Source organism: Lachnoclostridium sp. An196 (assembly GCF_002160135.1).
GTDB lineage: Bacteria > Bacillota > Clostridia > Lachnospirales > Lachnospiraceae > Hominiventricola > Hominiventricola avistercoris.
This window is the reverse complement of the sequence record NZ_NFJZ01000016.1, coordinates 1-19,591: the sequence shown is the minus strand read 5'-3', so window position 1 is coordinate 19,591 and position 19,591 is coordinate 1. Positions and strand designations below refer to the sequence as shown.

Annotated in this window: 15 protein-coding genes; 3 read left to right on the top strand and 12 right to left on the bottom strand. The window is 50.3% G+C overall.

Annotated elements, in window-relative coordinates; all coding sequences use genetic code 11:
- The first annotated feature begins 111 nt into the window (after window positions 1-111).
- Window positions 112-4,374, top strand: coding sequence for a 2-hydroxyacyl-CoA dehydratase (locus B5F29_RS14930; protein ID WP_087155437.1), 4,263 nt, complete (start codon window positions 112-114; stop codon window positions 4,372-4,374).
- An 82-nt stretch (window positions 4,375-4,456) separates the two neighbouring features.
- Here the strand turns inward: B5F29_RS14930 and B5F29_RS14925 are convergent, their stop codons facing one another.
- The 7 genes from B5F29_RS14925 to B5F29_RS14895 form a co-directional block, all read right to left on the bottom strand.
- Window positions 4,457-7,027 (bottom strand): hybrid sensor histidine kinase/response regulator, encoded by a 2,571-nt coding sequence (locus tag B5F29_RS14925; protein WP_087155400.1) that lies wholly within the window; start codon window positions 7,025-7,027, stop codon window positions 4,457-4,459.
- Between the two features lie 24 nt (window positions 7,028-7,051).
- The gene (ung, locus tag B5F29_RS14920) at window positions 7,052-7,726 is read right to left on the bottom strand and encodes a uracil-DNA glycosylase (protein WP_087155399.1); all 675 of its coding nucleotides are present in this window, start codon (window positions 7,724-7,726) and stop codon (window positions 7,052-7,054) included.
- A gap of 11 nt (window positions 7,727-7,737) precedes the next feature.
- Complete coding sequence (gene hisF / locus B5F29_RS14915) at window positions 7,738-8,499, bottom strand: imidazole glycerol phosphate synthase subunit HisF (RefSeq protein ID WP_087155398.1); 762 nt, start codon at window positions 8,497-8,499, stop codon at window positions 7,738-7,740.
- A 17-nt stretch (window positions 8,500-8,516) separates the two neighbouring features.
- Window positions 8,517-9,122, bottom strand: coding sequence for an imidazole glycerol phosphate synthase subunit HisH (gene hisH, locus B5F29_RS14910; protein WP_087155397.1), 606 nt, complete (start codon window positions 9,120-9,122; stop codon window positions 8,517-8,519).
- Window positions 9,119-9,607, bottom strand: coding sequence for a hypothetical protein (locus tag B5F29_RS14905; protein ID WP_143449174.1), 489 nt, complete (start codon window positions 9,605-9,607; stop codon window positions 9,119-9,121). Before B5F29_RS14905 ends, hisH begins: the two co-directional genes overlap by 4 nt.
- Before the next feature lie 156 nt (window positions 9,608-9,763).
- A complete protein-coding gene (locus B5F29_RS14900) occupies window positions 9,764-10,399 on the bottom strand; it encodes a corrinoid protein (RefSeq protein WP_087155395.1) in 636 nt (211 codons plus the stop codon).
- A gap of 63 nt (window positions 10,400-10,462) precedes the next feature.
- A complete protein-coding gene (locus tag B5F29_RS14895) occupies window positions 10,463-11,266 on the bottom strand; it encodes a methyltetrahydrofolate cobalamin methyltransferase (RefSeq protein ID WP_087155394.1) in 804 nt (267 codons plus the stop codon).
- 232 nt (window positions 11,267-11,498) lie between these two features.
- Here B5F29_RS14895 and B5F29_RS14890 point away from each other — a divergent pair, with 232 nt between their 5' ends.
- Complete coding sequence (locus B5F29_RS14890) at window positions 11,499-13,040, top strand: PucR family transcriptional regulator (RefSeq protein WP_087155393.1); 1,542 nt, start codon at window positions 11,499-11,501, stop codon at window positions 13,038-13,040.
- Here B5F29_RS14890 and B5F29_RS14885 read toward each other — a convergent pair.
- The 5 genes from B5F29_RS14885 to B5F29_RS14870 are packed head-to-tail and all read right to left on the bottom strand — an operon-like array spanning window position 13,037 to window position 17,574.
- Window positions 13,037-13,576 (bottom strand): DUF2284 domain-containing protein, encoded by a 540-nt coding sequence (locus B5F29_RS14885; RefSeq protein ID WP_087155392.1) that lies wholly within the window; start codon window positions 13,574-13,576, stop codon window positions 13,037-13,039. The two genes, B5F29_RS14890 and B5F29_RS14885, sit on opposite strands and share 4 nt — an antisense overlap.
- Window positions 13,577-13,593: 17 nt before the next feature.
- Entirely contained in the window at window positions 13,594-15,072 is a 1,479-nt protein-coding gene (locus B5F29_RS14880) for an ASKHA domain-containing protein (RefSeq protein ID WP_087155391.1), read from the bottom strand.
- Between the two features lie 36 nt (window positions 15,073-15,108).
- Window positions 15,109-16,077 carry an FAD-dependent oxidoreductase gene (locus tag B5F29_RS16925; RefSeq protein ID WP_242955693.1) on the bottom strand — a complete coding sequence of 323 codons (969 nt, stop codon included), beginning with the start codon at window positions 16,075-16,077 and terminating at the stop codon, window positions 15,109-15,111.
- Window positions 16,049-16,780, bottom strand: coding sequence for an oxidoreductase (locus B5F29_RS16920; RefSeq protein WP_242955692.1), 732 nt, complete (start codon window positions 16,778-16,780; stop codon window positions 16,049-16,051). Before B5F29_RS16920 ends, B5F29_RS16925 begins: the two co-directional genes overlap by 29 nt.
- 2 nt (window positions 16,781-16,782) lie before the next feature.
- Window positions 16,783-17,574 (bottom strand): arylamine N-acetyltransferase family protein, encoded by a 792-nt coding sequence (locus B5F29_RS14870; protein WP_162608448.1) that lies wholly within the window; start codon window positions 17,572-17,574, stop codon window positions 16,783-16,785.
- A 213-nt stretch (window positions 17,575-17,787) separates the two neighbouring features.
- On the opposite strand from B5F29_RS14870, the gene B5F29_RS14865 reads away from it, so the two are divergent.
- Window positions 17,788-19,338 (top strand): PucR family transcriptional regulator, encoded by a 1,551-nt coding sequence (locus B5F29_RS14865; protein ID WP_087155389.1) that lies wholly within the window; start codon window positions 17,788-17,790, stop codon window positions 19,336-19,338.
- Window positions 19,339-19,591: the final 253 nt, after the last annotated feature.

Genomic DNA, 19,591 nt, shown 5'->3' with positions numbered 1-19,591 from the left:
CAAAATTTTTATGGACTCATCCGCATACTTTTCATATAATATACCGTGGTTCAAAATGAAATCAAATTACAGAAGAAAAGATGTGAGGTGAAAGCAGAAAAGCTGCCAATTATGAACAAATGTTACCGTTTGGGAATCGATATCGGTTCCACTACCGTTAAGATTGCAGTTCTGAATCCGGAAAACCGCATTCTGTTTTCCGATTACGAAAGACATTTTGCAAATATCCAGGAAACGCTCGCCATGCTCCTGGAGCGCGCCGTGGAGGCCCTGGGTCCCATGGACGTATATCCGGTCATCACCGGATCCGGCGGGCTGACCCTGGCGCAATATCTGGATATTCCGTTTGCACAGGAAGTCGTTGCCGTTTCCGAGGCACTGCAGACCTTCGCCCCGAAAACCGACGTGGCCATCGAGCTGGGCGGGGAAGACGCCAAGATCATTTATTTTGAAGGAGGAAACGTGGAGCAGCGTATGAACGGCATCTGCGCCGGCGGCACCGGTTCCTTCATCGACCAGATGGCGTCCCTTCTGCAGACCGACGCTTCCGGCCTGAACGAATATGCCAAAAGCTACAAATCCATGTATTCCATCGCGGCACGGTGCGGCGTCTTCGCAAAGACCGACATCCAGCCTCTGATCAATGAAGGAGCGACCAAGGAAGATCTGGCTGCATCTATTTTTCAGGCTGTTGTCAACCAGACCATCAGCGGTCTGGCCTGCGGAAAGCCCATCCGGGGACATGTGGCGTTCCTGGGAGGACCGCTTCATTTCCTCTCCGAACTTCGGTCCGCATTTATCCGGACTTTGAATCTGGACGAGGAACACACGATCATCCCGAAATTTTCCCACCTGTTCGCAGCGTCCGGCTCCGCGCTCCTGTCCAAGCAGGAAAAAGCAATTCCGGCACAGGATATCATCGCAAAGCTGCACAGCAAAATACAGATTGCCTTCGAGGTAGAACGTCTGGATCCGCTGTTCCGCAACCAGGAAGAATTTGATGCCTTTGAGGCCCGCCATTCCAGAGCGAAGGTACAGAAACGCAGCCTGGAAGATTATGAAGGGAACTGTTTCCTGGGCATCGACGCCGGGTCCACCACCACCAAGATCGCGCTGGTGGGCGAGGATGGATCCCTGCTCTACTCTTTCTACAACAACAACAACGGAAGCACTTTACATATCACATTGGAAGCATTGAAGGACCTGTTTTCCAAGCTTCCGGAAAAAGCGCATATTGTCCGTTCCTGTTCCACCGGCTACGGGGAAGCGCTTGTAAAAGCCGCCCTGATGCTGGACGAAGGCGAAGTGGAGACAATCTCCCACTACTATGCGGCGCAGTTCTTCGATCCGGATGTGGACTGCATCCTGGACATCGGCGGTCAGGATATGAAGTGCATCCACATTAAAAATCATACCGTAGACAACGTACAGCTCAACGAGGCATGTTCCTCCGGCTGCGGTTCCTTTATCGAGACCTTTGCAAAATCTCTGAATCTTTCCATTCAGGATTTCGCGCAGGCGGCTCTGTTCGCCGAGAATCCCATTGACCTGGGAACCCGCTGTACTGTATTTATGAATTCCCGTGTGAAACAGGCGCAGAAAGAGGGCGCGGGCGTGGACGACATCTCCGCCGGCCTTGCCTATTCCGTCATCAAGAACGCGCTGTTTAAGGTTATCAAAATATCGGATGCATCATCCCTCGGGAAACACATCGTCGTCCAGGGCGGCACGTTCTACAATAACGCGGTTCTGCGCAGCCTGGAAAAGATCGCCGGATGTGAAGTCATCCGTCCGGACATTTCCGGAATCATGGGTGCATTCGGCGCGGCGCTGATCGCCCGTGAGCGTTATGAAGGCCAGCAGACGACCATGCTGTCCAGAGAAGAGATGGAGAAACTGGAATACTCCACTTCCATGACCAAGTGCCGCGGCTGCACCAACAACTGCCGTCTGACCATCAATAAATTCTCCGGCGGACGGCGCTACATCTCCGGCAACCGCTGCGAACGGGGACTTGGAAAAGAAAAGAACGAGCATCACGCGCCGAACTTGTTTGAATATAAAAACCAGCGTCTGTTCTCCTACGAACCGCTGACAGACGAGGAAGCCTCCCGCGGACTGGTGGGAATTCCGAGAGTCCTGAACATGTACGAAAACTATCCGTTCTGGTTCACGTTTTTCACCAGGCTGGGATACCGGGTAGTACTGTCGCCCATCTCCACGCACGAGATTTACGAGCAGGGCATCGAATCGATCCCCAGCGAGTCCGAATGTTATCCGGCGAAACTGGCGCACGGCCATGTAAAATGGCTCCTGCAGCACAACATTCCGTTCATTTTTTATCCGTGCATTCCGTATGAGCGCAACGAGTTCAAGGATGCCAACAACCATTACAACTGCCCGATCGTCACTTCATACGCGGAAAACATCAAGAACAATATGGAAGAACTGCGGTCCGACCGCTTCGACTTCCGCAACCCGTTCCTGAGTTTTGAAAGTCTGGAAATCCTGACGAAGCGGTTAATCGAAGAATTTGAAGGGGAGAAAGGCATGACGGCGGAGGAAATCACCGAAGCCGCGGAGGCAGCATGGGAAGAACTGCGCCAGACACGCCTGGATATCTGCAAAAAAGGGGAAGAAACACTGAAATGGATGGAGGAGAACCATGCCCACGGCATCGTGCTGGCAGGACGCCCCTACCATATTGACAATGAAATCAACCACGGTATCTCAGAGATGATCAACAGCTACGGGCTGGCAGTCCTGACCGAGGACAGCGTCTCCCATCTTCACGAAGAGGAACGCCCCCTGCGTGTCATGGACCAGTGGATGTATCACTCCCGCCTGTATGCGGCGGCAAATTTTGTGAAGACCAGGGACGATCTGGATCTGGTGCAGCTCAATTCCTTTGGCTGTGGACTGGATGCAGTCACCACCGATCAGGTAAATGAGATCCTGACAGGTTCCGGCAAGATTTACACCTGCCTGAAAATCGACGAGGTAAGCAACCTGGGCGCGGCGCGTATCCGTATCCGCTCCCTGCTGGCGGCGATCCGGGTACGGGAAAAGAACCAGGAAAAGCGGACCGTCGTATCTTCCGCTTACCAGCGGGTCATCTTCACGGAAGATATGCGCAAAGATTACACGATTCTCTGCCCGGATATGTCGCCGATCCACTTCAATCTGCTGGAAACGGCGTTCCGCTCCTGCGGCTATCACATCGACGTGCTTCCCCGCGCAGGAAGAACCGCAGTGGATCTGGGACTGAAATATGTGAACAACGACGCCTGCTACCCGTCCCTGATCGTCATCGGTCAGATTATGGAAGCAGTGCTGTCCGGTAAATACGACCTGAACAAGACCGCCATCCTGATCTCTCAGACCGGAGGCGGATGCCGGGCCTCCAACTACATCGGCTTTATCCGCCGGGCGCTGGAGAACGCGGGACATCCCAATATCCCGGTCATCTCCATCAACCTGAGCGGTCTGGAGAAAAACCCCGGCTTCAAGTTCACGCCGGAGATGCTGTTTAAAGGCATCTACGCTCTTGTATTCGGAGATCTTTTTATGCGGGTACTCTATCACACCCGGCCTTATGAATCTGTTCCTGGCGAGGCCGACCGGGTGCATGAACAGTTAAACGAGCGCTGCAAGTCGTTCCTTATGAAAAAGCATCCGAGCTGGAAAGGATTCAAGCGGCTCTGCAGCGAGATTGTAGAAACATTTGACAATATACCGGTGACCAATGAAGTCAAACCGCGCGTGGGCATTGTGGGCGAGATCCTGGTAAAATTCTCGCCATCCGCCAATAACGGACTGGTTGACCTTCTGGAAGCCGAGGGGGCTGAAGCAGTTGTTCCGGATCTGATGGACTTCCTGCTTTACTGTTTCAAAAACACGGAGTTTAAAGCGCACTATCTGGGGAAGAAAAAATCAGGAGCCATGATGGGGCGCCTGGGCATCCGGGCTCTGGAATTTTTCCGCGCTCCGGCCAATAAAGCCCTGAAGAAAAGTATCCACTTTACTCCTTCTTCCAATATCGACCACATGGCAGATATGGCGAAAGACATCGTTTCTTTAGGAAATCAGACCGGCGAAGGTTGGTTCCTGACAGCCGAAATGCTGGAGCTGATCGAAGGCGGCACGCCGAATATCGTCTGCACACAGCCGTTTGCCTGCCTGCCGAACCATATCGTCGGAAAAGGTGTGATCAAGGAACTGCGCCGCCGCCACCCATCCTCCAATATTGTGGCTATCGACTATGATCCCGGCGCCAGCGAAGTGAACCAGCTCAACCGGATAAAACTCATGCTGAGCAGCGCGTTCAAGAATCTTCACAAAGAAGAAAAGGAAGAACAGAGAAAAGAAGCATAACAGGCATTGCCTGAAACCCCAAAAACGGAACTGTGTCAAAACAGTTCCGTTTTTTCAAATGAATAAAAAATCTGTTGTAAACTCAGAGCAGCCTCTTGATCGTCCTCACCAGCTCATCGATGTCCAGCGGCTTCGCCACATGCGCATTCATACCGTATTCCAGACAGCGGCTGACATCCTCTGCAAACGCGTCTGCCGTCATGGCAATAACCGGAATCTCTTTTCCGTCCGGACGTTCTTCCAGATTCCTGATGGCTTTCGCCGCCTCATATCCATCCATCACAGGCATACGAAGGTCCATAAGGATGGCCTTATAATATCCCGGTTCATTTTCCATGAACATATCTACGCACTGGCGGCCGTTTTCCGCCCACTCCAGCTCAAATCCTCTTGCGGACAATAATTCATTTGCAATCTCCCAGTTAATATCATTATCCTCCGCCACCAGAAGGCGTACTCCGCCAAAGTTCTCTTCCGCCTCCACAGGTTCCTCTCTTTGACATTCAGAACCCGTATACGGCTCCAATCCGTAATACAATGCGGATTTGAACAAAGGTTTGGATATAAAACCGCTGATGCCCGCCGCTTTCGCCTCTTCCTCAAAATCAGACCAGTCGTAAGCCGAAATCAGCAGAATCGGAATATGATTCCCGATTTTCCCCCGCATTTCCTTTGCTGTCTCCAAGCCGCCGATTCCCGGCATCTTCCAGTCCAGAAGAACAATGTGATAACCCCGGCCTTCTCTGTCCCGCTCTTCCGCCATCCGCACCGCGGTCTCTCCGTTCAGTGCGTATTCGGCGTGAACGCCAAGTTCATCCAGGGAATGCACCACATCCCGGCAAAGCTGTTCATCATCGTCCACCACCAGCATATCCCATGCCGGCAGAGACATTTCTTCTTCCGGTACTTCCGCCTTTTCAAAGTCCAGCGTCACATGGAATTCCGAACCCTTTTCCAGCTTACTCTGAACTTCTATAGTTCCTTCCATCTTATCCACAATATATTTTGTAATTGCCATTCCCAGGCCGCTGCCCTCGATCTTCCGTACCCTTCTGGTATCCTCGCGCGCAAACGACTCAAAGATCTTCTTCTGAAACTCAGGCGTCATTCCCATTCCATTGTCTTTCACCCGAAAATGCGTACGTACCCATTTTTCTCCTCTTGGCGAAAGTTCCTGGGTGACCGCGACACTGATGCTTCCGCCTTCCGGAGTAAATTTTACAGCATTTGACAAAAGATTGATCAGTATCTGATTCAGGCGCACTCCATCGCACAACACCTGTTCCGACGAAATATGCTGCACCGAAATATTAAAAGACTGTCCCTTTGCTTTTACCTGAGGCTGGACAATACTGACCAGACTTTCCATAGTTTCCCTCAGGCTGACCAGCTCTGTATTCAGATTCAGTTTACCGCTTTCAATCTTCGACATATCCAGCACATCGTTGATCAGGCCCAGAAGATGCCTGCTGGATAAAGTAATCTTCTGCAGACAGGTTTTCACCTGTTCCGGCTTGTCGATATTGGCGGAAGCAATCGCCGTCATTCCCACAATGGCATTCATGGGGGTGCGGATATCGTGGCTCATATTGGAAAGAAACTCGCTTTTTGCCAGATTGGCCCGTTCTGCTTCTCTCTGGGCCTTTTCTGTCGCTTCTATCTGGCGCCGTGACATTCCCATATATATAAAAAAGATCACAAGTGTGGCCGCCAGAAGAAGTCCGCATCCGGCGAGTGTCACAGAGATCCGGCTTCCTCCCAGGCCCGCCACCGCGTCGTCCAGTCCTCCATGAGGCATGACCGTCACCAGTGTCCATTCTGAGTTCTCCAAATGAGTGCAATACACATGCCTTCTTTCTCCATCTATGGAAAACACCATGGAATACGGTTCTTCTCTGTTTACCGCATTTTTAAGCTCGTCTATGACCTGCTCCGTCTCTCTCTCCCCAAAATCCGCATTGTTCTGAAGCCATTCATAATAATTATTATTCGGTATATCTGAATTCTGTACAACAAAGCTGCCATCCCTGCGGATGATATGGGAAAATACCAGACTTCCGTCTCCGTTTAAAGCAAGCGCCGCATTCAGTTTCTCGATAGGAAGCCCTACTGTCAGCGCCGTGCACCGGCTCCCGTCCGGAAGGGTATATCCCTTTGAATAAGGGAAGCCGACAGAAATCCCATACAGCAGCAAAACATCTCCATTTGCTGTTTCTCCCGTGGCTGCTGTCTGCCTGCCCCCATTCATCTCCTCAATATAAAAATCTTTATTAATAACAGAAACCGGATCGCCGTATATTAAAAATTCTTCTCCTTCCGTATTGTAAAGGGCCATATAAACAAAATCCCTTTTTCTTCCTGCGGACTCCAGCCGCTCCGCCAGCTCGGCGTCAAACGTATCCGCGCCATCAGGCGGTACGATCTCCGTAATCCCCTCTACCTGAAACAGCCGCATTCCTATCAGCGAACTAAAATGACGCTGAAGCTGACTGTTCATTTCTTCCATATAAAGATTGACCACCTGCGTGATTGTGTTTTCGCTTTCCCTGAGCATAAAAGTCGTAATCCATACAAATACGCCGATGCAGAGAAGTATCAGGCCAATCAGGCTTCCCCACAGAAAACGGCTTGTTTTTTTCTTTAACGCTTCCATAATCTCCCCCAGAATGTCGAAGCTCTATTGATTTTCAATCTGCCAGTCGATGGGCGTCAGACCGTGCTCTTTCAGAAATTCATTCGCCTTGCTGAAATGTTTGCATCCGAAAAATCCTCTGTACGCAGAAAGCGGGCTCGGATGCGGAGCTTCCAGGATCAGATGCCGCGGATTATGAAGCATGGCTTTCTTCGCCTGCGCAGGTCTCCCCCACAGCATGAACACAATCGGCCGGTCCTGCTGATCCAAAATACGGATCGCCGCATCTGTGAATTCCTCCCATCCGATTCCCCTGTGAGAATTCGCCTGATGCGCGCGAACAGTCAGCACCGTATTTAAAAGCAGCACGCCTTCTCTGGCCCATTTTTCCAGATAACCGTTATTCGGTATATAACAGCCGCAGTCATCATGCAGTTCCTGATAGATATTTACCAGAGACGGAGGAATCTCCACATCCGGTTTTACGGAAAAACACAGTCCATGGGCCTGCCCGTCCCCATGATACGGATCCTGTCCCAGAATCACCACCTTCACTTCTGAAAGCGGCGTCAGTTCAAACGCGTTAAAAATGTCGTCAGCGGGCGGAAAAATCAGGCGTGTCTGATATTCATGCATCACGGTCTTATATAATTTCGCGTAATATGGCTTCCCAAACTCCGGTTTCAGCGGCTCCAGCCAGTCATTGCTTATCGCTCCCATCTTCTCTCCTCCTATAAACGTACCGGGATATCATAGCCCCGCAGATACTCTTTTACCTGGCTGATCTCCAGTTCCTTGTAATGGAACAGGGAAGCGGCCAGCGCCGCGTCTGCACCCCCGTCTGTCAGCGCCTCTTTGAAATGTTCCAGAGTACCGGCTCCACCGGAAGCGATAACCGGAACCGGCACATGGTCCGCCACCGCACGGGTCAGTTCAATATCATATCCCGCTTTGGTCCCGTCGCAGTCCATGCTGGTCAGCAGAATCTCTCCCGCTCCCAGCTCGCTGACTCTCTCGGCCCATTCCACCGCGTCGATTCCCATATCCACACGGCCGCCATTTTTATAAATATTCCATCCGCTTCCATCGGCGCGCCTTCTGGCGTCGATGGCCACCACCACGCACTGGCTGCCGAATTTGTCCGCGGCTTCCCGGATCAGTTCAGGCCTCACGATCGCCGCCGAATTGACGGATATCTTGTCTGCTCCTGCACGCAGGATCGTCCGGAAATCATCTACGGTACGGATACCTCCTCCTACCGTGAATGGAATGAACACCGTCTCGGCCACCCGACTCACCATATCGACCACTGTGTTCCTGTCGTCAGAAGAAGCGGTAATGTCCAGAAATACCAGTTCATCCGCTCCCGCCCGGTCATAGGCCGCCGCAATCTCCACAGGATCTCCCGCGTCCCGAAGATTTACAAAATTCACACCTTTTACCACCCGTCCGTTGTTTACATCCAGACAGGGAATAATTCTTTTAGTCAGCATATCTTCCGTCCTCCTGATTATAACCCGGCAAAATTGTTCAGGATATGAAGTCCCACATCGCTGCTTTTTTCCGGATGGAACTGACAGGCAAACACATTTTCCTGTTCCACAGACGCATGGATCTGCACGCCATACTCTGTTCTGGCTTTCACAATGCCTTCATCCTGCGCCTTCAGGTAATACGAATGCACAAAATACACATAAGGATTCTTCCCCAGGCCCCGGAACAGCCTCCCATCCCCGGACAGCTCCAGACAGTTCCATCCCATGTGCGGGATCTTCCTGCCCTCTCCTTCCGGAATACGCAAAATCTTCCCTTTCAGGATTCCCAGTCCGGATACCCCCGGCGCCTCTTCGCTGGACTCAAATAAAAGCTGCAGTCCCAGGCAGATACCAAGAAACGGCGTTTTACGTTTTACTGCTTCGCGGATCACATCTGTCAGCCCGTACGCTTCCAGATGCTCCATGGCATCTCCAAAAGCACCCACTCCCGGCAGAATTACTTTATCTGCTTTCAGGATCTCTTCCCTGCTGCGGGTGACACATACCTCCTGACCAATATGCAGAAGCGCTTTTTCCACACTCCGGATATTTCCCGCATCGTAATCGATAACCGCAATCATTGCGCCGCCTCCTCTCTGCCTTCTGTAAAAAATACCGCCGGCGGCTGTCCGACGGATACTCCCCGGTCCGCGATCTCGGCAGAAAGCTGCCAGAACCGGTCATGAACCCGGATATACCTGGACTTCTGGTTAAAATAGCAGGTCTTCTCAAAAGGAAACCGGATCACCTCCGGTCTCAGAAATCCTACGCCAAGCTCCAGAATACACAGGTTCTGATTCAATGTAAATCCCAGCCAGTTCAGATACCGGTCCCAGCTTACTGCGTCCTCTCCCTTCTGAAGGGGAGCAGTGATCTGTTCTGAAAACAAACCTGCTTTTTCCAGACTGTCACGGTCTTTTAATGTCACGATAAAATAATCTTTTTTCTGAAGAAGCTCCGAAAGGCTCCGGTAGAATCCGTCCAGATCTCCCTCCAAATCCTCGCCGATTCCCACCAACACCAGATTGGCGCCCCGAACTTCCCTGCATAATTCTGTATATGTCATTTTTTTCATCCTTCCGCAGCGGCGCAGAGCGAATTCCCGCCGCATCTTCCTGTTGAAATCCAGTATAACATGCCCTCATCGATTTTTCCACCGAAACAAACAGAAAAGGGGGATCCTGCCAAACGGCAGAATCCCCGCAGAAGGAAGAAACAATGATTATGCAACGATCTCTTTTGCTCTCTGAGCACAGGATGCAGCATCCTCTGTATACGCATCCGCGCCAATCTCGTCCGCAAATGCCTGAGTAATAGGAGCGCCGCCTACCATAACCTTAATATTGGAACGGAACGGTGCCTCGTTCAGAGCAGTTACCGTATCTTTCAGAGCCGGCATCGTCGTTGTCAGAAGAGCGGAGCAGCATACGATCTTGGTATCCGGATTTGCTTCAACAGTTTCAATAAATTTCTCCTTCGGAACATCTACGCCAAGGTCGATGACTTCGAATCCAGAAGACTCCAGCATCATAGCAACCAGGTTCTTTCCGATATCATGCAGGTCTCCTGCAACGGTTCCGATTACCACTTTGCCGGCAGCTCCTGCCACACCGCTTGCCAGATGGGGTTTCAGTACCTCTACACCTTTTTTCATGGCTCTTGCTGCAACCAGCATCTCCGGAACGAAGATCTCGCCGTTTTTGAATTTCGCGCCAACCTCGTCCATAGCCGCGATCATGCCTTTGTTCAGCACTTCGGTGGGATCACATCCTGCATCCAGCGCTTCCTGAACCGCGCCTGCGATTACTTTTGCTTTTCCCTTTACTACCAGATCATAAACTTCCTGAATTCCTGCCATTTTTTTATCCTCCATTTTTTTATTTTATCTTCAGATCAGCCCTGACTGATCCGTTTTACATATTTATTTTTTCGGTCCAAAGATACCTTCACGATACGCGCTGATATATTCCATACAATAATCATCCTGACCAAGCAGCGCTTCCGTCGCATAGATCACACCCATCATATCCCGGTTGGTCGGATCCAGAATGGCGCTGTCCAGACCCGCGTTCATAGCCAGTACCGTAAATCCAAGGTTGATCATCTTTCTCACCGGAAGGTTAAAAGAAATATTGCTGACCGCCGCCGTAATATGCATATCCGGGCATCTCTTACGGACCGTATTAATCACTTCCACATTCAGTGCGATACCGTCTTCGGAAGTGCACAGCATTTCTACCAATGGGTCAATATGCATACGGTTATGGGCAACTCCGTATTTTTCCGCCTTCTCAAGAATCTTGTCAAATACTCTCAGACGGTCCGCCGCACTTTTGGGAATTCCCGTGTCGTCGGACAGAAGACAGATCACTTCCCATTTGGTATCTGCGATCAGCGGAAAGATCTTATCAATCTTGTCGCCTTCTCCGGATACGGAATTGATCAGTCCCGGTCTCTTGCAGTATGGAAATACCTGCGCCAGCACGTCCGCGCTGGGACTGTCTACGGAGATCGGAAGATCCGTCACCTCCTGGATGCAGTCGATCATCCATTTCAGCGTCTCAACTTCTTCTGCTTCCGGCACAGACGCACAGCAGTCAATAAAAGTAGCCCCCGCTTCCGCCTGCATCTTTGCTCTGTTTTTAATGAATTCCGCATCCCTTTTCGCAATAGCGTCAGCCACTACTGGGATGGATCCATTAATCTTCTCACCGATGATTATCATGTATTTTCCTCCTTCTGATGAATATTTATGTAAGATCATCGTTTTTATTGTATAATTTAACCACATCTTGAGTTTATCACAGAGCCTTTTTCTATGCCATATGCACAATCGCTGATTTTTGCCTCCGCTTTCCTACGTTTTGTAGGAAGACCATCTTGCCTGCCGGCCGATTCCCAGGTATAATAGGCTATATAAAATCTACCGATACATTTAAGATAATGAGGTTCCATCCATGAAGTTAAGCGCTCTTTTGATTACTTATCATCTGAAAAAACACTGCACGGTCTCTGTTTCCTCCTGGATTTCCAGTGAACCGCACTTAAAATACCCCCTCCATTATCAGGGAGAAAAAAACCTGGATGAGGGAACTGTCTACGTGGTGGATGATCCTGATTTTCACCTGCCTTCACACCAGTTGTCGAAAATCCTGCTGGTTCTGACCGGAGCCCGGTTCTCCATTTCAGAGCGGGACTACCCTAATCTGTGTATCCTTCCCGAAAAAGTCACAGCCGATGAAGCACTGGCTTTCTTACAGTATATTTTCTCAATTTATGAAGAATGGAACCAGTCTCTTTTTGAATCACGGCTGTCCAATTCTACGATTCAGGATCTGTTGGATCGCACTGCGCGTGTTATATCCAATCCTATGATGGTCATCGGCATGGATTTTACTGTCGTCGCATCCAGAGGCTACCGACTGAACGGCCTTCGAAATTCCGTGCTGGGTTCTACCGAAGAAACCCGTGCTCTGGTCAATGCTTTAAAACAGGATCCTAACTATGAAGAGGCATTCTACAAAATCGGCTATTTTTATTATCCGGGCAATGATATTGCAGACCCCTCTCTCTGCGTCAATATCATGCGCTTTGGGAAAACGGTCTACCGACTTATGATTTCCGAAGGAGAAGTTCCTCTGGACGATACTTTTGGTTTCCTTATGGAATATCTGGCCCGTATGGTGTCCCACGCACTGACTACAAACGTGGTCAACAGCCACGACACCTCTCACTCCCTCCATCAGATATTCCAGACTTTGCTGACAGATCCCAGCGCCGATTACGTGGAAATCAGCCAGCAGTTTTCTGCTGCCGGATGGCTGTCTTCCCATTATTATCAGTGTATCCTGATCAAAACAGGTATCCTTGATTTCAAAAATCTTACTCTGCGCGCCATATGCGGATATGTGGAAAACTCCATTCCCGCTTCCTGCGCCGTAGAGCATCATGGCAATGTGGTCGTCTACATCAATCTGGATCTCTGCTCTCTGTCCATAGACGAGATCTCCCAGAAGCTGGCCAGCTTTATCCGGGACAGTCTTCTGAATGCCGGATACAGCCGAAAAATGCTGGGACACTTTAATTTTCAGCGACAGTATGTACAGGCATCTATTGCGCTCCAGTTCGGCAAACGCAAAAACCCGTCCAGATGGATCCACCATTTTAACCAAATCGCCCTGCCGTATCTGCTGGAACAGACAACAAAAAAGCTTCCCGCGTACATGGTCAGTCACGAAAAGCTTTTAAATCTAAAATATGCGGATGAAGCGAATCACTCCCAGCTCTACCAGACGGTGCGCTGTTATCTGGAAAACCACCAGAGTGTAACAAAGACATCAGAAGCTTTATTTATTCACCGCAGCACGCTGCTCTACCGTCTTGATAAAATAAAAGATATCTTGAAAACCGATTTTTCAGATCCGGATGAACTGCTCTATCTGCTCCTTTCCTTTCATCTGCTTGACATGGAAGACCAACAGCAGACTCCGGAAACCTAAACGAACAGGTAACAGGATGTATATGCCATCTTTTCAGAGCCGTAATAATAGCTCATGCCGTTTTTTTTGCAGAGATCGTTGACCAGGATCCCGTAGGATTCCATGGACGACACTCTTTTCTGCGGAAAACGGCAGGGCTGTGACGGATACGTACATTCTTTACAGAGCGTACAGCATCCTGCTCCCAGCGCCAACATATCCGGAAACTGCTCCTTCAGTTTTTCCGTGGCCTCATAGAATGATTTTTTATGACTCTTTTCTACTTCTATGATCCCCTCAAAATCCATACTGTCCTCTACGTCCCCCACAGTCTGAACCAGGATCCCCCACTGATAACGGGCGATCTGCTTTCTCAGCTCTTCCAGTTCCCCGCATCCGGGAGGACAGGCCCAGTTTGCTCCGTATTTCCCACAGGTATTTGCCGCGCACATATCTCTTACTTCATCCAGCAGTTCCAGTGTGCCTATATCCAAAAGTGCCACACAGGTAAACCCTGCTTCCTTCACGATCTTTTCCGCCAGTTCAAATGCTTCCATCTCTTATCCCTCCGTCTTTATTCCGGAAACTCCAGTTCATCCACATAAACATCCTGGAACTCCGGATCCATGGCCAGCTCCAGGAATTCTGTCTTTGCGGCCAGCTCCTTGCTGCGTTCAAATTCGTCTGTATTCAGCGCCGCGATCCTGGCGCCTTCACCGGCTGCGTTCCCTACAGAAATGATCCTGCTTTCCAGTTCCTTCGGCAGCATTCCTATGGCGCACGCACTGGCAGGATCCAGATAATTTCCGAAAGCTCCGGCAATCAGAAGTTCCTCGATATCTTCTGTTCCGATTCCTTTTCTCTTGCACAGAAGGCGGATCCCCGCTGCGATAGCGGCTTTGGCGAGCTGCAGTTCCCGGATATCCTTCTGTTCTATAAATACGTTTCTGGTAAAATAACAGCTTTCTTTCATGCGGCCGCTTTCATCCACTGCGCCTGTCCGGCGCAGACACGCTACGGCGTCCAGAAGCCCGGAGCCGCAGATTCCCTGAGGCTCTCCATCGCCGATCACATGAAATTCCAGCTTCCCATCCTTCAGGTATACATGATCGATGGCTCCCTCGCTTCCTCTCATGCCGCAGGTAATCTTTGCCCCTTCAAATGCCGGGCCTGCAGCTGTCGAACAGGCCGTCAGGCCGGTTTCACGATTTCCGAGCACCATCTCTCCATTGGTGCCGATATCCACCATCAGCGTCATGCGCTCTCGCTGATCCATATCCGTCGCAAGCAGGCAGCCCGCCGTATCAGCCCCTACAAAACCGCCGATATTGGGCAGCCACAGAAGCTGTGCTTCCGGATGAACCAGGAATCCATAATCAGATGCCCTGAGCGCCAAAGCCTCTTTCACTCTCGGCTCGTAAGGAGCCAGCACCAATGTATCAACCGGAATCTCCAGAAACAGATGATGCATACAGGAATTGCCTACCATAACGATCTTCACGATCTCTTCCTGGCTTCTGCCGCATGATTTCGCAGCTTCCCGGAGGAGTTCATTCACTGCCCTTCGGATGCAGCTGCTCAGGATGTCCGCCCCCTTTTCCATGGCATAACTGCTCCGCATGACCACATCCGCTCCATACTGCCGCTGCGGGTTCAGGACACTTTTCACCGAAAGCTGCTCCCCTGTACACCCATCCAGCAGATATGCCACGACCGACGTGGATCCCAGATCTACTGCCGCCAAAAGCGGAGTTCTGATATCCGCAGGAATTTTTCCAGGATGAAACGCTACTTTTCTGCCGTATCCGGCGGTCAGAATCTGATTCTTTGCATCTCCCTGCAAAGTCTCCACTTCCAGATCGCTGTGGATCACTGTCTGGCAGGCAAGCACTTCATCTCCTCCAATATGTACCCTGCATTTTTTACACTTTCCGCTTCCTCCGCAAGGAGCATCAGGTTTCAGCCCGGCCGCTATCTCGGCCTCCAGCACCGTCATTCCCTCTTCTGCCTCGTATGTCTTTCCCTCTTTTACAAATGTAATCCGATACTTCATCTGTCTTCGCCCCTGTTTCCTCCAATTCCATGTTTCCTAGATGTCCAGCGCCGCGTGATAGCCCTGGTAGACTGCCATACAAATATTAGCCGGGCGGATGCAGTCCCCGATCTGCTTCACTACCGGCGCGCTGTCCAGAAGCGTCTCCACTACATCTCTTCTCGCTTTCTGACCCACGGCGCAGATCACGGAAGTGCCCGGTATCAGGACTTCCTCTCCCCGGGTCTTACACCAGAGTCCTTCCTCTGTAACACGGAGCCCCTGATGATTTGTATGGCAGACGACTCCCCGGTCCTCCAGTTCTTTCAGAAGGATCGGCCTGTGGCGGATATTGGCGTCCGGCGCCAGTTCCCCGCGCATCTCCACCAAATGTACTTTTCTGCCTTCTCTCGCCAGGTGGATCGCGCACTCACATCCCGCCAGACCTCCGCCCAGCACTACCACTTCGCCGCCTTTTACTTTATCCTTTTCCAGGTAATAGTTATTGACTATGACCACATGATCTCCGTCGATGCCGGGAAGCGGCGGCACAATGGGTCTGGAACCCACAGCAATGATCAGCGCATCAGCCTGCTCCTTTTCTGCATATTCCGGCGTCACTTCCGTATTCAGCCGGATCTGCACGCCCTCCTCTCTGGCAAGTTTTTCAAGTGTAAGTCCAAGCTCATACATCTCATGCTTGAAATCAATTGCCTGCTCGCTCTTCAGGATTCCGCCCAGCCGATCGCTCTTTTCGCACAGCACCACCTGATGTCCCCGGCGCGCCGCTGTCCAGGCCGCTTCCAAACCTGCCACTCCGCCGCCTGCCACGAGCACTTTCTTCTTCTTTCTGGCCTCCGGTATCTCGTTGCCTTCCCATTCCCGTCCGATCAACGGATTGACCGAACATCTCCGGGTCTGCGTCGTTCCCCTTTCCGCCATACAGACAAAACATCGCAGGCACCTGACGATCTCATCATCCCGGTTTTCCGCCACTTTAGAAGGCAGGAACGGATCCGTCTTCAAAAAATTCAGATCCGCTCATTCGAAATTCAATCGGGAAACCCGGCCCCACCGCTTCGCGGACCGCGGACAGGACCTCGCGGGCAAACCGTACCCGGTTTTCGAAACATCCTCCATACTCATCCGTGCGATGATTAAAGTATGGCGACAGAAACTGGTTGATCAGCCATCCATGTCCGCCGTGAACCATAATCATTTCATAACCGCAGAGTTTCGCCAGCTTCGCCGTGTCATAGTATGCTTTAACAATATCTCCAATCTGCGCTTTTGTCAATGGAGTCACCGGAAGTCCGTCCGGTCTTGTCCCGGCGCTGGGGCCGTACTGAGTCATACTTTCCTTCTTGTTTTTATCCAAAAGATAAGTCCCCGCATACTGTCCCGAATGGGAGAACTCCACGCTGGGCACAGCCCCGTGTCTCTTGATCGCGTCCGCCGTATAAGTAAAGCTGGCGACAGATCCCACGGTCTCTGTATTCAGATGATATGCATGCGACGCGTCCGTGGCCGGATGCACCATCAGCTCACTGACCGTCACCGCGGCCGCTCCGCCTTTTGCCCGCAGTTCATAAAACGCGGTGGATTTGGGACCGATCATACACTCCGGCGTGATCTCCGCCCCGCTCATAGGCGCGGAAAACATACGGTTGCGGAATGTTACGTTCCCGATCGTAATCGGCTTACACAGATTCGGATACTTTCTTATCATATTCATTCTCCTTTCCTGATACTGCCAGCCAGCGATACACGCAGGCCAAATTCAACTTCCAGCCCTTTTTCCAGCTCTTCCAGATCTTTATATATCGTCCGGCGGATCTCTCCGTTTTCATGTACAGTCAGCTCCAGGTCTGTAAGCGCCTTGCTTCCTTCCGGCGTGCACAGGTTTATGACTCTTTTTTGTGTGAACATGATAACCGGATTCCGGGCGCAGTAGAAGTTCAGCACCTGGAAATCCAGCCTTCTCACCGGGCGGTCGGCAAACTGTAAAAGCGCTTTCCATTCTCCATGGTGCAGACGGTCCAACCTGTAATCTCCATCCGTCATCCGCAGAAAACGGAATCTGCAGCCATCCACTTCCTGTTCTCCCGGTTTTATCGCAATCAGTCCTTTGGGACCGGGCCCTCCGTATCCCACATCGCAATAGAACAGTTCTTCCTCCACTTCTGTTATCAGCCCCACATGAGTCAGCGGCGGCATTTCTGTTTTGTTCCAGAGAATTCTTGCCGCCACCGGATATACCTGATAGTTCAGGCATTCCAACAGAGAAAGGAATAACAGATTGAGTTCAAAACAGACTCCTCCTCTCTTTTGTACAACGACTTTGTCAAACAGAACTTTTTCATTCAGATCAGGAACTTTTCCAAAATCAAAAACATCCAGGTTTTCAAACGGTATCTGCTCCAGGTGTGCCCGTATCAGTTTTTCAAGAGCATCCGTTCCCGGCTGTACTGTATCCTCATAATGCAGCCGTTTCAGGTACAGGGCCGCTTCTTTTTGATTCATATTTTCTTCCGCCTTCCTACTTTTTGTACTTGTCAATACTTCTGCCATTTATACTATAATACGACAACTTTATTTCGTAAATCCGTCATAAAGTCCCATTCTTTTTCCCATACTTTCAACTCTTTGTAGTATCATATTTGGACAATATTCACAACCCATTCTGTTCATGTTATAATAATAAACAATATTATTTTGATTTTAGGAGGCCCAAGCATGCTTACATTTCATTTGACTATGCAGATCCTGTATGATGAATTTCAAAACTATTATCAGCACATGCGTCTTCATGGTCAGGCAGATACGCCATGTCTGGAAGGAGTTCGTCTCTATCGGGAAAAAACTGCTCCGTTGCCTCAGTATGTATATTTGGCCACAGAGGAAGACCTGTCGGCCGGACTCCCGTCCATGCATGGACTGCATCTGATTCTGTTGAGCAAGTCATCCGACAACGAACCTGCGGCAGGAAATGAGATTCTCATCATAGAAGATGCTTCTGATCCGGCAGATGTCCTTACACAGGCTCAGGATATCTTTGAGAAATATTTCCAGTGGGACCGATCGCTGCACCAGGCGCTTAACGATCCCAATCCGCTGGATAATATGCTGAACGCGTGCCTGAATATTTTCCAAAATCCAATCTTCATACATGATTCTAATTTTTTCATCCTTTCCTGTCCCCATACAGTTCCAGGAATGATTTCCTGGGATAAGGATCCCCGAACAGGCATGGACATTGCGCCTTTAAGTCTGATCCACGACTTCCGGGCAGATCTGGAATATCTCCATACATTGAGCACAGTAGGCCCTGCGCTCTATTCCGCAGAGCTGCGCGGATATCCTATTCTATATATTAATCTTTGGAATGAGGGGAGATATGAAGGAAGAATCTGCGTTGATGAGCTGGAGACACCTTTGCTGCCCGGACATTATCAGATTATCCAATATCTGAGCGAGGTAATTTTGAACGCTATCCGGAAAAAAAGTCTGTACCGTCTGGGCATGGGCGGCGACCTGATACAATTTTTCCGTGAATTTCTGGACCAGGGCGTCCTGGATGAGTCACGCGTTATAAATTGTCTGTCCTTTCTGGGCTGGAAACGGCACGATCACTATCTGTGTCTTTGCCTGGAAACCGATCAGCCGGATGTCCGGATGCATTCTTCCGCCGCGACTCTTAGCTACATAGAAACCCAGATCCGGAACAGCTTCGCTTTTCTGTATGATAACAGAATTACCGTGATCGCGAACCTGTCTCCTTCCGGAGCGCGGAGTTCGGACGTCCTGCGAAGTCTGGCCATGCTTCTCCGTGAAGAATTGCTGAAAATGGGCGCGAGTTCGGAACTCGTCGATTTCTTCCAGCTTCCTCAGGGTTATCTGCAGGCCAAGACAGTCCTGCAGTTGGGACGCCGCAGCCACAGTATGCACTGGTATTATCGTTTTGAAGATTATCTGTTAGAGTATCTTCTCCAGAAAGGAGGAGAAGTGTTTTCACCGGAACTGCTCTGCTCTGCCAAATTACTGGCATTAAAACAGTATGATCAGGAAAATCACACAGATTTGTTTCATACACTGAAAGTTTTCCTGGAAAGGGAGAGAAATGTATTGCAGACTTCCAAGCTTCTGTATATTCACAGAAGCACTCTTTTTTACCGTCTGGAACGGATTCAGAAAATAGCGGATGTCAATCTGGATGATGCCAAAGAACGGCTGGTTCTGCGCATCTCTTACTACATTATGGAACAAAATGAAGACAACGCTCAGTGACGCAGTGTTAATTAGCCGTTTCCATAATCGGCAGGGAGGGCCTATCTGTATGCCGGGATTTCAGACAGATCCAAAAAAGGCTTAACGAATGTATATTCGTTAAGCCTTTTTTCTATACCCTGAAAATCGCATACAGTCTATACCTTTTTTATCTTCCACTTCCATCCTGCCCAGAACCTCTTGGTTAAGCCCTCGACCTATTAGTGACAGTCAGCTCCACACATTGCTGTGCTTCCACCTCTGCCCTATCTAC